Consider the following 12,586-nt stretch of genomic DNA (forward strand, 5'->3'; position numbering starts at 1 on the left):
AACGTATAACCGTTTTACCACCGGGCTATCTACCGCGCCAGCGCGATTAGGGGAAAAATAGCGCCATCGCTTCTAAGAGGAATCCATCATGACACCAGTTCCACTCACCGCCCGCGCCGCCGGGTGGGTTATTTTCATCCTCGCGCTGGGCGCGGGCTTCAGCGTCGCCTCAATCTATTACGCGCAACCGCTGCTACCCCTGATGGGGGCTAACCTGCATTTGAGCGTTGAGGGCATGGGTCTGGTTCCGACTCTGACCCAGGCCGGCTACGCGCTGGGCATACTGTTTCTTCTCCCGCTTGGCGACCGTCACGACCGCAGGAAACTGATCCTGATGAAAAGCGCCGCGCTGGCTGTCCTTCTGCTACTTTGCAGCCTCACCGGTCAGCTGATCTCCCTGCTGATTGTCAGCCTGCTTATCGGTATGGCCGCGACCATGGCGCAGGATATCGTACCGGCAGCCGCGATTCTGGCTCCTGCGGGCAAGCAAGGGAAAATGGTGGGGACGGTGATGACCGGCCTGCTGCTGGGGATCCTGCTGTCGCGTACCGTCAGCGGACTGGTGGGCGCCCTATTCGGCTGGAGGGTGATGTATCAGGCGGCGGCGGTCAGCATCGCGCTGATTGGGCTGGTGATGTGGCGCGTCCTGCCGCGCTTTGAGATTCACTCAACCCTGAGCTATCCGCAGCTGATGAAATCGATGGCCCATCTGTGGAAACGCTATCCGGCCCTGCGTCGCGCCGCATTCGCTCAGGGATTCCTCTCTATCGCCTTCAGCGCTTTCTGGTCAACGCTTGCGGTCATGTTGCTGGCGCACTATCAGATGGGCAGCGCGGTAGCCGGCGGTTTTGGTATAGCGGGTGCCGCCGGGGCGCTCGCCGCGCCGCTGGCCGGTGGCCTGGCCGACAAGTTCGGCGCGGAAAAAGTCACGCAAATGGGGGCCGCGCTGGTTACCGTTTCGTTTGCCCTGATGTTTCTGCTGCCTGCACTGCCGCCGCATGGTCAGCTGATCCTGATCGCCATTTCGGCCGTCGGTTTTGATCTTGGACTGCAATCCAGCCTCGTGGCTCACCAGAATCTGGTGTATGGCCTGGAACCTCAGGCGCGCGGTCGTCTCAATGCGCTGCTGTTCACCGGCGTCTTTATTGGCATGTCGCTGGGTTCAGTGCTGGGAAGCAAACTGTATGTTATGGCCGGCTGGAGCGGTGTGGTGACGCTGGCCGTCATCACCGGCGCGATTGCCCTCGGGATCCGCCTGCTGGAAAGCGCCAGGGTCGTATCCGCGCAGCGAACCGTCAGATAAAAAAAGCCGCTCTGCAGCAACTGCAGAGCGGCTTTTACTGCGTTCAGTCAGCTCAGGCCGTACGGCGAGCAAACTCTTTCACGCGAAATCCCAGCAGCAGCAGCGTGGCGAAATAGGCGACAACACCCGCGACTACGACCACCATTAAACGCAGCAGGCGGAACGGCATCGTCCCCTGCGACCACTCCGGCATCAGGTACATCACGCCCAACAGCGCCGCTGACATGATAATCACCGCAATCACCAGGCGCAGCAGGAACAGGAACCAGCCCGGCTGAGGCGTAAAAATTTTCTGTTTCCGCAGCTGCCAGTAGAGCAGCGCGGCGTTCAGGCAGGCCGCCAGACCAATGGACAACGACAGACCAGCGTGCTTCAGTGGGCCAATAAAGGCGAGGTTCATCACCTGCGTCATGATCAGCGTGACGATAGCAATTTTCACCGGCGTTTTAATGTCCTGGCGCGAATAGAATCCGGGTGCCAGCACTTTCACCACAATAAGCCCCATCAGCCCGACAGAATACGCCACCAGCGCACGCTGGGTCATCGCGGCATCAAAAGCGGTAAATTTCCCGTACTGGAATAGCGCGACCGTCAGCGGTTTGGCCAGGATCCCTAACGCCACCGCGCTCGGTAGCGCAAGCAGGAAGCACAGGCGCAATCCCCAGTCCATCAAACGGCAGTATTCATCGTGATTGCCGCTGGCGAAGCTTTTTGATAGCGACGGCAGCAGAATGGTCCCCAGCGCCACGCCCAGCACGCCGGACGGAAACTCCATCAGACGATCGGCGTAGTACATCCACGACACGGAGCCGGAAACGAGGAATGAGGCAAAGATAGTGTTAATGATCAGTGATATCTGGCTGACTGAGACGCCGAGAATCGCTGGCCCCATCTGTTTCACCACCCGCACCGCGCCAGCATCTTTAAGGTTGACCCGCGGCAGCACCAGCATGCCGATTTTTTTCAGATGCGGCAGTTGCCAGGCAAGCTGCAAAATACCACCAACCGTTACCGCCCACGCCATTGCCAGCATCGGCGGATTAAAATAGGGGGCCGCAAACAGCGCAAAGCCAATCATGCTGACGTTAAGGAAGGTCGGGGCAAAAGCGGGAACCGAAAAGCGGTTCCAGGTATTCAGGATAGCGCCAACTAACGACGCCAGGGAGATCAGCAGAATATAGGGAAAAGTGATGCGCAAGAGCTGAGTGGTCAGGGCGAACTTTTCCGGCGTATCGGCAAACCCGGGCGCGGTGACGGTAATCACCCACGGCGCCGCCAGCATACCGGCAACGGTGACCAGCGCCAGAACCAGCGTCAGCAATCCGGATACATAAGCGACGAAAACGCGGGTCGCATCCTCGCCCTGCTTGCTTTTATATTCAGCAAGAATCGGCACAAAAGCCTGAGAAAATGCGCCCTCAGCAAAAATACGTCGTAAAAGGTTCGGGAGTTTGAAAGCAACGAAGAAGGCGTCGGTGGCCATCCCCGCGCCAAAAATACGTGCGACAATCGCATCGCGCGCAAAGCCCAGCACGCGCGAAAACATGGTCATCGAACTGACGGCCGCCAGTGATTTTAATAGATTCATTAACGTGTTATTCCACAACCCTGAAGTAGAACGCCCGCAAATGCGGGCGCGGGAAAGTGGCGATAGTCTACCGGGTTCATACTGAATTACTACTGCCAGTTGTTACAACGGATTATTCGCTCATCGCTTCGCGCCAGAGTTTATCCACCACCCGCTGAGCCAGCAGCGCCTGCTCCCCGGACGTTTCAGGAACCGTCTGATTTTGCACGCATTCGATAAAATGCCGCGCGCAGCCGGTGAAGCCTCGCTGCTCAAGGGTGGTCTGCCAGCCGGGAATTGGGCGCTGTATCACTCCGCGTCCCCGCTCCTCCTGCCACTCTCGCATATCGCGGACTTCATATAAGCCGCCGTCGGTCACCGCCTGAACCCACTCCCGCTGGCTTCCGGCGCGGCGGTGCATACTGGTTGTGATCTGTATCATCCCGGACGTGAAATGATGTTCGGCATACAGCATCTCACCTTGAGCCGTGGTGTGCAGCGCTCCTCCGCTTAAACGCGCCTTATCGCCCGCCAGCCATAAGGCCGTATCCACCACGTGCAGATAGTCATCCAGCAGCGTGAAGCGCAGATCGTGGCCGACGCTGTCGCTGCGGTGTTTGTCCATCCGCAGCGAGGCTGCGTTTCCGAGCTGCGCCTTCAACTCGCGATAGAGCGGAGCAAAACGGCGATTAAACCCGACCATGAGCGTGAGATGACGGCGGGCGGCCAGCTCAACCAGCGTCTCCGCATCGCTGAGCTTATCCGCCAGCGGTTTATCAACGCAGACATGAACGCCGGCATTGAGCAACCGACAAACCACTTCATAATGTGAAGCCGTGGAAGTATGCACGAACACGGCGTCACACTGCGCCGCCAGTTGCTCCAGAGAATCCGCATAGGGAATCCGCCAGGTTTCGCAGATACGCAGCGCTTTCTCTTTGCCCGGCGACCACGCCGCCTGTAGCGTCCAGCCATCGGCGGCCCCCAGCACCGGTAGCCACGCCTTTTGCGCAATACCGCCCAGGCCAACCACTCCTATACGTAGTTTTGCCGACATGCTTAATCTCCCAGGTGAGCCAGCAGTGAATCCAGGCGCGCTTTCAGCTCGGCGACTTCCGCTTCCAGTGCCTCTACGCGCATCTGCAGATCGTCGCCAGCGGGCGACACGGCCTCAACGACGGTTATCAGTGAATCCATATCATCGCAGAACAGATGCATATAGCGGCTTTCACGCTTGCCAGGCTCCCGCGGCAGACGCGCGACATAGGGGCCATCTTCCCGCGTCGCCAGGTTTTCGAGGACGCTTTCAACCTCCGCCATATCGCTGAATTCATGCATCCGCTGCGCGCGACCGCGCAGTTCACCGGGCGTCTGCGCCCCGCGCAGCAGCAAGGTGGTAATAATAGCGACTTCCGCCGGGGATAATTTCAGATCGCCAAATTCAGAGTTGCAGAAGCGCTGTTCATATTTGGTCACCCGATTGCCGAAACCGCTGACCGTTCGCAAATAATGGCGCTTCACTAAGGTATCGAGCAGATCCTGGACATCGCTTTCGCTGAGCGACATCACCGGTTCACGGTTCGTTTTCTGGTTACAGGCGGTGACCACCGCGTTAACCGATAGAGGGTACTGCTCCGGCGTGGTGACCTGCTTTTCCAGCAGGCAGCCAATGACCCGCGCTTCATGCGCGGTTAACTGATATTTCATGATGTCTCCTTAGCGACCCGGGGTCCAGTCCGGTGTCGTCAACGCCGTCAGTACGTGATCGCGCCACTGCCCATCAATAAGCAGGTAATCTTTGGCGTAACCCTCTTTTTCAAAGCCCAGACGCGCCAGCAAATCGCCGCTGCGCTGATTATGCGGCATATAGTTTGCCATTATGCGATGGATATGCTGCGTGCGCTGCATATAGCGAATCGCCGAGGTCAGCGCTTCATACATTAGCCCCTGCCCCTGCCATTTCTCACCGATGGAGTAGCCGAGATAGCAGGCATGAAACGAACCGCGCACCACGTTCGAAAAATTCGCCACGCCGATGATCTCTTTTTCCTCCGGGTCAAGCAGGGCAAAATAGAACGCCGAGCCCTGCTTATGGAACTCAGAAATCATCGATAAACGCGCCTGCCAGCCGGAAGGATAACAGTGGCTGTCGTCGCGCACCGGCTCCCAGGGTTTTAAGAACCCTTTATTTTCCGCGTAATAATCGGCCAGACGCCAGGCGTCACGATCGTGCACCAGCCGTACCACCAGCCGGTCCGTCGTCAAACGCACCTTCGGTACGTTACTGCGATAGCCAAACATTCCCCTCTCCTGTTCCCCAGACGCAATACTTGCTGACTTTACTATACCTGTCCTGCGCGGTTGAGTGAAAACAGCAACATACCATTTTCTGCACCACCTCTGCTTTTCGATGAATAGGCTCTATCGTTCTTGCATTTTGATAAAAAAATATTGTCGCAAGTTATCTGGGAAAATAGCCATTATCCCCGCAGAATATCAGCGCTTATCCTTATTTTTCCCGGGAGGGGAAATGTCCCGCGTATCGCAGGCAAGGAGCCTGGGTAAATATTTCCTGTTAGTCGATAACATGCTGGTCGTACTTGGCTTTTTCGTCGTATTCCCGCTTATCTCGATTCGCTTTGTCGACCAGATGGGCTGGGCTGCGCTGATGGTCGGGATTGCGCTCGGACTGCGTCAGCTGGTGCAGCAAGGTTTAGGGATATTTGGCGGCGCCATTGCCGACCGTTTTGGCGCCAAACCGATGATCGTCACCGGTATGCTGATGCGTGCGGCCGGTTTCGCGGCGATGGCCGTCGCCCATGAGCCATGGGTGCTGTGGCTCTCCTGCATTCTCTCAGGTCTTGGCGGCACGCTGTTCGATCCGCCGCGGGCGGCGCTGGTGGTCAAGCTGGTACGCCCGCACCAGCGCGGACGTTTCTTTTCTATCCTGATGATGCAGGACAGCGCAGGGGCGGTGATCGGCGCGCTGCTGGGTAGCTGGCTGCTGCAATATGATTTTCGTCTGGTGTGCAGCGCCGGGGCGGCCCTGTTTATCGCCTGCGCGGCATTCAACGCCTGGTATCTTCCGGCCTGGAAGCTGTCGACGGTCAAAACGCCGGTTCGTGAAGGGCTGGGACGCGTGCTGCGCGACAAACGCTTTGTCACCTACGTATTGACGCTAACCGGATATTACATGCTGGCGGTGCAGGTGATGCTAATGCTGCCGATCATGGTTAACGATATTGCGGGTTCTCCGGCGGCGGTAAAATGGATGTACGCCATTGAAGCGACCATTTCGCTGACGCTGCTGTACCCGATTGCCCGCTGGAGCGAAAAGCGCTTCCGCCTTGAGCATCGCCTGATGGCCGGCCTGCTGATCATGACCTTCGCGATGATGCCGATTGGCCTGAGCAGCAATCTGCAGCAGCTGTTTACGCTGATCTGCGTGTTTTATATAGGTTCAATTATCGCTGAACCCGCACGCGAGACGCTGGGCGCTTCGCTGGCGGATGCCAGAGCGCGCGGCAGCTATATGGGCTTTAGCCGTTTAGGATTAGCCTTCGGCGGCGCTTTCGGCTACGCAGGCGGCGGCTGGCTGTTCGACGCCGGTAAGGCCGCAGGTCAGCCGGAGCTGCCATGGCTGATGCTGGGCGTTATCGGCCTCGCGACGTTTATCGCGCTGTGGTGGCAGTTCAGTCCAAAACGTTCGGCCTCCGGAATGCTGGAGCCGCGTACCTGATTTGCCGGGCCTTCGTTTCTCCTCCATACTGAATTGAGGATGTTCAGTAACAATGGAGGAGAAACGTGAAGTTATATATCTACGATCACTGCCCGTTCTGCCTTAAAGCCCGCATGATTTTCGGCCTGAAAAATATCCCCGTCGAACTGATCGCGCTCCTGAACGATGATGAAGTAACCCCAACCCGAATGATCGGCCAGAAGATGGCGCCAATCCTGCAAAAAGACGATAGCCGTTTTATGCCGGAAAGCATGGATATCGTGCACTACGTCGATAAGCTGGACGGCAAACCGCTGCTTACCGGCAAGCGTAATCCGGCGATTGAAACCTGGCTCAGGAAGGTCAACGGCTACGCTAACCGCTTGCTCATCCCTCGCTTTGCCAAATCCGCGTTTGATGAATTCGCAACGCCAGAGGCGCGCGCCTATTTCGTAAAAAAGAAAGAGGCGGCTATCGGCAGCTTTGCCGACCATCTCGCCCATTCCCCCGGTCTGGTTAAGAACATCAGCGACGATCTGCGGGCGCTGGATAAATCGATCGTCCAGCCTAACGCCGTTAACGGAGAGCTCTCTGAAGATGATATTCATCTCTTCCCTCTGCTGAGGAATCTGACGCTGGTTGCCGGAGTGAACTGGCCGAGCCGGGTGGCCGCCTATCGTGACAACATGGCCAAACAGACGCAGATCAACCTGCTTTCCTCAATGGCTATTTAACCTGAAGGCAGCGGAAGGGTTGGCCCTTCGCTGCCATACGCCTCTTTTTCAGTCTTTTCCGCTAGCACCTCCTGCGCTGGCGAGCCATGCTGCTTTGTGTCAGGATGAACCCATGGCATGACATTAAGGAATCCAATGAAAAAGATGTTTATCGCGGCCGTGCTTATTGTTAGCGGCCTGCTCAGCGCCTGTAACCAGCTCACGCAATATTCCGTGAGCGAGCAGGAAATTAATCAGGCGCTGCAGAAACGTAATCACTTCGCTAAGGATATTGGCCTGCCAGGCGTAGCGGATGCCCATATTGAGCTGCAAAATCTTACCAGCGCTATTGGCCGTGAAGAACCAAACAAAGTGACGTTAAGCGGCGTGGCTAATTTAGATCTGAATTCACTCTTCGGGAACCAGAAAGCGACCATCGATCTGAAGCTCAAAGCGCTGCCGGCGTTTAATAAAGAAAAGGGAGCCATTTTCCTGCAGGAGATGGAGGTCGTCGATGCCAAAGTTCAGCCGGAAAAACTCCAGTCTGTGGTACAGACGCTGATCCCTTATCTGAATCAATCCCTGCGTAGCTACTTCAATCAGCAGCCTGCCTACGTGCTGCGCGAAGATGCCAGCACCGGTGAAGCGCTGGCGAAAAAGTATGCTAAAGGTATTGAGGTGAAGCCCGGAGAGATTATTATCCCGTTCACAAACTAATATCTCGGGCGCTGAAGCGCCCGTTTTTTTACGGAAGTTGATGCAAAGGAAAACGTTTACGCTTATCCTTAGTGCCCGGCAAAAACAGCCCTGATGACTGAACCTATTAGCCGGAGCCTTCCATGACAGCACAATCCCAGGTATTGAAAATCCGCCGCCCTGACGACTGGCATATCCATCTACGCGATGATGATATGTTAAAAACCGTCGTGCCTTATACCAGTGAATTTTATGGCCGGGCGATCGTGATGCCAAACCTGGTCCCCCCTGTCACCACCGTCGACGCCGCCCTCGCCTATCGCCAGCGTATCGTTGACGCAATCCCTGCGGGCCATGATTTTACGCCGCTGATGACCTGCTATCTGACGGATACGCTCGACCCGGCGGAGCTGGAGCGCGGATTTAACGAAGGCGTATTCACCGCCGCCAAACTCTACCCGGCCAATGCCACAACCAACTCGAGCCACGGCGTCACCAGCACGGATGCCATCATGCCGGTGCTTGCGCGCATGGAAAAGCTGGGTATGCCCCTGCTGGTTCACGGTGAAGTCACCCATCCTGATATCGATATTTTTGACCGGGAAGCGCGATTTATCGAAACGGTCATGGAGCCGCTGCGCCAGCGCCTGCCTGGCCTGAAGGTGGTCTTCGAACACATCACGACTAAAGATGCCGCTGAATACGTGCGCGACGGTAACGATCTGCTGGCGGCCACCATCACCCCGCAGCACCTGATGTTCAACCGCAATCATATGCTGGTTGGCGGCGTGCGCCCCCACCTTTACTGTCTGCCGATTCTGAAACGCAATATTCACCAGCAGGCGCTGCGCGAACTGGTGGCCAGCGGTTTTGAGCGCGCTTTCCTCGGCACGGATTCCGCTCCCCATGCCCGCCATCGTAAGGAAGCCAGCTGCGGATGCGCAGGGTGTTTTAACGCACCGACCGCGCTGGGCAGCTACGCAACGGTGTTTGAGGAGATGAATGCCCTACAGCACTTTGAAGCCTTCTGCTCGCTGAACGGCCCGCGCTTCTATGGCCTGCCGGTCAATGAGGGCTACGTTGAGCTGGTGCGCGAAGAGAGCCAGGTGGTCGAGAGTATCGCCCTGCCCGGCGACGCGCTGGTGCCGTTCCTTGCCGGGGAAACCGTGCGCTGGACGATGAAAAAATAAATCGCACGCCCCCTGTTGAAAACGATCGCCAAAGACTGTATAAATAAACAGTACATTATCCAGGGGGCAATTATGCGTATTGAAGTCTCTATCGCCAAATCAACAGCCTTACCCAACGGCGCCTTAGATGCGCTGAACAATGAACTCTCTCGTCGTATTGAACAGCAGTTTCCCTCTACATCAAGCCAGGTAACGGTTCGATACGCGGCTAATAACAATCTGTCGGTTATCGGCGGCCTGAAAGAAGACAAAGACCGGATTAGCGAAATCCTGCAAGAAACCTGGGAAAGCGCTGACGACTGGTTTGTCCGCGACTAGTCAATTAAATTTGCTCCCTCATTGTGCTTTTTTTGCCGGGTCGCCCCGGCTTTTTTATTTTTTTCACACTCAGACTGTCCCCTATTGCTTTTACTTAGCACCTTCATAAATAACAAATAACCCACCCTCTCCTGCCTAAAAAACCAGCAACCGCGCGCGTATGTATCTCTATTTCATTTAATTTCTCGAGTTTATTCTTGACTACTGATATAATTAACTTGCTTCAAAAAACATGCATTAAACCTCGAGAACTGTTGTCTTTTAACATATGAATAAGGGGTTATGATGGAAAAGAATAATGAAGTCATCCAGACCCATCCCCTCGTCGGATGGGACATCAGCACCGTTGATAGTTACGATGCGCTGATGTTGCGCCTGCACTACCAAAACCCCGCTCAAGAAAGCAGTAAAGACGCAGAAATTGGCCAGACGCTATGGCTAACGACGGACGTCGCACGTCAGTTTATTTCTATTCTGGAAGCAGGTATTGCGAAGATTGAATCTGGCGAATACCAGGCAAATGAGTATCGAAGGCATTAATATTTAGCGCTAATGTCTGAATATTCACCTAACAGGCACCTCCGGGTGCCTGAATTATTTTCGGGCTTGTATAACAGCAGGTTGTTATTTACCCTGCTAACAAAGCAATAACCTGGAACCCACCATGCAATACGATCTTATCATTATCGGTAGCGGCTCGGTTGGCGCTGCCGCAGGCTATTATGCGCGGCAGGCAGGGCTTAACGTGCTGATGATTGATGCTCATCAGCCGCCGCATCAGGAAGGCAGCCATCACGGCAGCACTCGCCTGATTCGTCACGCCTACGGCGAAGGCGAAAGATATGTTCCCCTGGTACTGCGCGCGCAACAGCTGTGGGATGAGTTTGCCGCCGCCAGCGGTGAAGCCGTCTTTGAACGTACCGGGGTAATTAACCTCGGGCCTGCCGATTCCGACTTTCTGCGCAATGTTGCCAGCAGCGCGCGCGAGTTCCGGCTGAATATTGAAGAGATGGACGCGCAGACGGTAATGACTCGCTGGCCGGAAATTCGTGTACCTGATGATTATCGGGCGATATTTGAACCCGCATCCGGCATACTGCGCAGCGAGCTGGCCGTTGAAACCTGGATCCGTCTGGCGCGCGAAGCGGGCGCCGCCCAGCTGTTCAACTGTCCGGTGTCAGCCATTCACCACCAGCCGGACGGCGTCACCGTCGAGACCCTGGATGGCGAGTACAGCGGTAAAAAACTCCTGATCAGCGCCGGAACCTGGGTCACACGCCTGTTGCCAGAACTTCCGGTCCAGCCGATACGGAAGATTTTTGCCTGGTTTCAGGCTGATGGTCGCTACAGCAGCAAAAATAACTTCCCGGCGTTTACCGGCGAGTTACCGAATGGCGATCAGTTTTACGGTTTTCCCGCAGAAGATAATGAATTGAAAATCGGTAAGCACAACGGCGGGCAGCTCATTTCCACCCCGGAGGAGCGCAAACCGTTCGGTGCGGTGGCAACGGACGGCGCCGAGTCTTTCAGCTTCCTGCGTAACGTGTTGCCCGGTATTGGCGGCTGTCTGCATGGCGCTTCCTGCACCTATGACAACACCGCGGACGAGGACTTTATCATTGATACGCTACCCGGCCACCCTGATACGCTGTTGATTACCGGCCTGAGTGGGCACGGCTTTAAGTTTGCTCCGGTATTAGGCGAACTGGCCACACGATTCGCGCTTGCAAAGCCGTTTGAGTTTGATCTGTCGCCTTTTTCGCTGGCGCGGTTTAAACCATAATAGCCCGCCGTACGGTTTACAGCCGAGCTAAAAAAACGGCCTCGCTTGAGGCCGTTATTGATTGAGAGAGATTATGCGTCGCCTGTTCGAATTACTGGTCAACAACGTCCGCGAACATTTTATGATTTATCTGGCGCTGTGGCTACTGCTGGCGTTCATCGATCTTATCTGGTTATGGTTTTTCTGAAGGTTCAGGATCCGGGATCCCCAGCTTCGTATTCAGACGACCGCGAGATTTATTAAAGATCTTATTGCCATTTTCGCGTCCTGCGCGCAGTTTTCTCTGCTCCTCTTCCGGCAGCTTATGCTCTTCCATGCAGGCTTCGCTACAGCAGCCGGCGAATTTCTCCGCGCAGGAAGGGCACTGAATAAACAGCAGGTGGCAACCATCGTTCAGGCAATTGGTATGGCTGTCACAGGGTGCGCCGCACTGATGGCAATGGGCGATAACATCATCAGAGATACGCTCTCCCATACGCTCATCGAAAACAAAGTTCTTTCCGACAAAGCGAACCGGCAGTCCCTGTTCGCGCGCGCGCCGCGCGTACTCGATAATCCCACCCTCAATATGCGAGACTTTAGTGAAACCATTATGCTTCATCCAGGCGCTGGCTTTTTCACAGCGGATACCGCCGGTGCAGTACATGACGATATTTTTATCTTTATGTTCCTGCATCATCTCAACGGCCTTCGGCAACTGATCGCGAAAAGTATCTGCCGGGATCTCCAGCGCGTTCTCGAAATGGCCGACCTCATACTCGTAATGGTTGCGCATATCAATAAAGACCGCGTCCGGGTCGTCCAGCATCGCGTTAACTTCAGCGGCCTTCAGATAATCCCCCACGTCTGACGCATCGAACGTCGGATCGTCAATCCCATCCGCGACGATACGATCGCGCACCTTGAGACGCAGAACCCAGAAGGATTTCCCGTCATCATCCAGGGCGATATTCAGGCGCAGCCCGTTCAGAGCGGGGTCAAAACCGTATAAGAATTCGCGCAGCGCATCGACCCGGCTTTGCGGGACGCTAATTTGCGCGTTAATTCCTTCGTGAGCCAGATAAATTCGGCCAAAGACGTTCAGCTTAGTCAACGCAATCCACAGCGCATCGCGCGTGGCTTTTGGGTCGATAATAGTGAAATATTTGTAAAACGAGATCGTCGTGCGCGGCTCGGTCTCAGCCAACATTTGCGCCTTTAACGTCTCATTTGAAATGCGGTTATGTAACACTGGCATGGTGTACCTGCTCGGCATAGTCAATGAGTAAAATAAACGGCGGGCATCATATAGCAAACAG

14 protein-coding genes are annotated in these 12,586 nt (G+C 55.5%); 9 read left to right on the top strand and 5 right to left on the bottom strand.

Annotation, left to right across the window (positions count from 1 at the left end):
* Positions 1-88 precede the first annotated feature (88 nt).
* On the top strand, positions 89-1,303 hold the full coding sequence (locus ACE3MN_RS16315; protein ID WP_102650278.1) for an MFS transporter: 1,215 nt from the start codon (positions 89-91) through the stop codon (positions 1,301-1,303).
* A 52-nt stretch (positions 1,304-1,355) separates the two neighbouring features.
* On the opposite strand, the gene murJ is transcribed toward ACE3MN_RS16315, so the two are convergent.
* The 4 genes from murJ to rimJ form a co-directional block, all read right to left on the bottom strand.
* On the bottom strand, positions 1,356-2,891 hold the full coding sequence (murJ, locus tag ACE3MN_RS16320) for a murein biosynthesis integral membrane protein MurJ (RefSeq protein ID WP_004137225.1): 1,536 nt from the start codon (positions 2,889-2,891) through the stop codon (positions 1,356-1,358).
* Between the two features lie 112 nt (positions 2,892-3,003).
* The gene (locus ACE3MN_RS16325) at positions 3,004-3,927 is read right to left on the bottom strand and encodes a Gfo/Idh/MocA family protein (protein WP_049085076.1); all 924 of its coding nucleotides are present in this window, start codon (positions 3,925-3,927) and stop codon (positions 3,004-3,006) included.
* Between the two features lie 2 nt (positions 3,928-3,929).
* Entirely contained in the window at positions 3,930-4,577 is a 648-nt protein-coding gene (locus tag ACE3MN_RS16330; protein ID WP_049089972.1) for a YceH family protein, read from the bottom strand.
* 9 nt (positions 4,578-4,586) lie between these two features.
* Positions 4,587-5,171 (bottom strand): ribosomal protein S5-alanine N-acetyltransferase, encoded by a 585-nt coding sequence (gene rimJ / locus ACE3MN_RS16335; protein ID WP_004131378.1) that lies wholly within the window; start codon positions 5,169-5,171, stop codon positions 4,587-4,589.
* 229 nt (positions 5,172-5,400) lie between these two features.
* Between rimJ and mdtH the strand changes: the two genes are divergently transcribed.
* From mdtH to ACE3MN_RS16375, 8 genes are all read left to right on the top strand, one after another.
* Positions 5,401-6,609 (top strand): multidrug efflux MFS transporter MdtH, encoded by a 1,209-nt coding sequence (gene mdtH, locus ACE3MN_RS16340; protein WP_024359554.1) that lies wholly within the window; start codon positions 5,401-5,403, stop codon positions 6,607-6,609.
* 65 nt (positions 6,610-6,674) lie between these two features.
* Positions 6,675-7,322 (top strand): glutaredoxin 2, encoded by a 648-nt coding sequence (gene grxB, locus ACE3MN_RS16345; RefSeq protein ID WP_102650280.1) that lies wholly within the window; start codon positions 6,675-6,677, stop codon positions 7,320-7,322.
* A 135-nt stretch (positions 7,323-7,457) separates the two neighbouring features.
* Positions 7,458-8,018 carry a lipoprotein gene (locus tag ACE3MN_RS16350; protein WP_004131365.1) on the top strand — a complete coding sequence of 187 codons (561 nt, stop codon included), beginning with the start codon at positions 7,458-7,460 and terminating at the stop codon, positions 8,016-8,018.
* Between the two features lie 122 nt (positions 8,019-8,140).
* Positions 8,141-9,187, top strand: coding sequence for a dihydroorotase (pyrC, locus tag ACE3MN_RS16355; protein WP_024359556.1), 1,047 nt, complete (start codon positions 8,141-8,143; stop codon positions 9,185-9,187).
* Positions 9,188-9,259: 72 nt separating this feature from the next.
* Positions 9,260-9,505, top strand: coding sequence for a DNA damage-inducible protein I (dinI, locus tag ACE3MN_RS16360; protein WP_004101040.1), 246 nt, complete (start codon positions 9,260-9,262; stop codon positions 9,503-9,505).
* 285 nt (positions 9,506-9,790) lie between these two features.
* On the top strand, positions 9,791-10,045 hold the full coding sequence (gene bssS, locus ACE3MN_RS16365; protein WP_004137231.1) for a biofilm formation regulator BssS: 255 nt from the start codon (positions 9,791-9,793) through the stop codon (positions 10,043-10,045).
* Positions 10,046-10,169: 124 nt separating this feature from the next.
* Positions 10,170-11,288 carry an N-methyl-L-tryptophan oxidase gene (solA, locus tag ACE3MN_RS16370; RefSeq protein ID WP_004137232.1) on the top strand — a complete coding sequence of 373 codons (1,119 nt, stop codon included), beginning with the start codon at positions 10,170-10,172 and terminating at the stop codon, positions 11,286-11,288.
* 73 nt (positions 11,289-11,361) lie between these two features.
* Positions 11,362-11,475, top strand: a complete 114-nt coding sequence (locus ACE3MN_RS16375; RefSeq protein WP_004101037.1) for a YceO family protein — start codon at positions 11,362-11,364, stop codon at positions 11,473-11,475.
* Here the strand turns inward: ACE3MN_RS16375 and ACE3MN_RS16380 are convergent.
* Positions 11,461-12,525, bottom strand: a complete 1,065-nt coding sequence (locus tag ACE3MN_RS16380; RefSeq protein WP_004137233.1) for a rhodanese-related sulfurtransferase — start codon at positions 12,523-12,525, stop codon at positions 11,461-11,463. The two genes, ACE3MN_RS16375 and ACE3MN_RS16380, sit on opposite strands and share 15 nt — an antisense overlap.
* Positions 12,526-12,586 lie beyond the last annotated feature (61 nt).

The organism is Klebsiella grimontii, from assembly GCF_042137965.1.
GTDB classification, from domain to species: Bacteria; Pseudomonadota; Gammaproteobacteria; order Enterobacterales; family Enterobacteriaceae; genus Klebsiella; species Klebsiella grimontii.

Excerpts from the sequence above, each read along its gene's own strand:
- mdtH (WP_024359554.1), top strand. The coding sequence starts at position 5,401 with ATGTCCCGCGTATCGCAGGCAAGGAGCCTGGGTAAATATTTCCTGTTA.
- dinI (WP_004101040.1), top strand. The coding sequence starts at position 9,260 with ATGCGTATTGAAGTCTCTATCGCCAAATCAACAGCCTTACCCAACGGC.
- murJ (WP_004137225.1), bottom strand. The coding sequence starts at position 2,891 with ATGAATCTATTAAAATCACTGGCGGCCGTCAGTTCGATGACCATGTTT.
- rimJ (WP_004131378.1), bottom strand. The coding sequence starts at position 5,171 with ATGTTTGGCTATCGCAGTAACGTACCGAAGGTGCGTTTGACGACGGAC.
- pyrC (WP_024359556.1), top strand. The coding sequence starts at position 8,141 with ATGACAGCACAATCCCAGGTATTGAAAATCCGCCGCCCTGACGACTGG.
- solA (WP_004137232.1), top strand. The coding sequence starts at position 10,170 with ATGCAATACGATCTTATCATTATCGGTAGCGGCTCGGTTGGCGCTGCC.
- ACE3MN_RS16350 (WP_004131365.1), top strand. The coding sequence starts at position 7,458 with ATGAAAAAGATGTTTATCGCGGCCGTGCTTATTGTTAGCGGCCTGCTC.
- ACE3MN_RS16380 (WP_004137233.1), bottom strand. The coding sequence starts at position 12,525 with ATGCCAGTGTTACATAACCGCATTTCAAATGAGACGTTAAAGGCGCAA.
- ACE3MN_RS16315 (WP_102650278.1), top strand. The coding sequence starts at position 89 with ATGACACCAGTTCCACTCACCGCCCGCGCCGCCGGGTGGGTTATTTTC.
- ACE3MN_RS16325 (WP_049085076.1), bottom strand. The coding sequence starts at position 3,927 with ATGTCGGCAAAACTACGTATAGGAGTGGTTGGCCTGGGCGGTATTGCG.
- bssS (WP_004137231.1), top strand. The coding sequence starts at position 9,791 with ATGGAAAAGAATAATGAAGTCATCCAGACCCATCCCCTCGTCGGATGG.
- ACE3MN_RS16375 (WP_004101037.1), top strand. The coding sequence starts at position 11,362 with ATGCGTCGCCTGTTCGAATTACTGGTCAACAACGTCCGCGAACATTTT.
- ACE3MN_RS16330 (WP_049089972.1), bottom strand. The coding sequence starts at position 4,577 with ATGAAATATCAGTTAACCGCGCATGAAGCGCGGGTCATTGGCTGCCTG.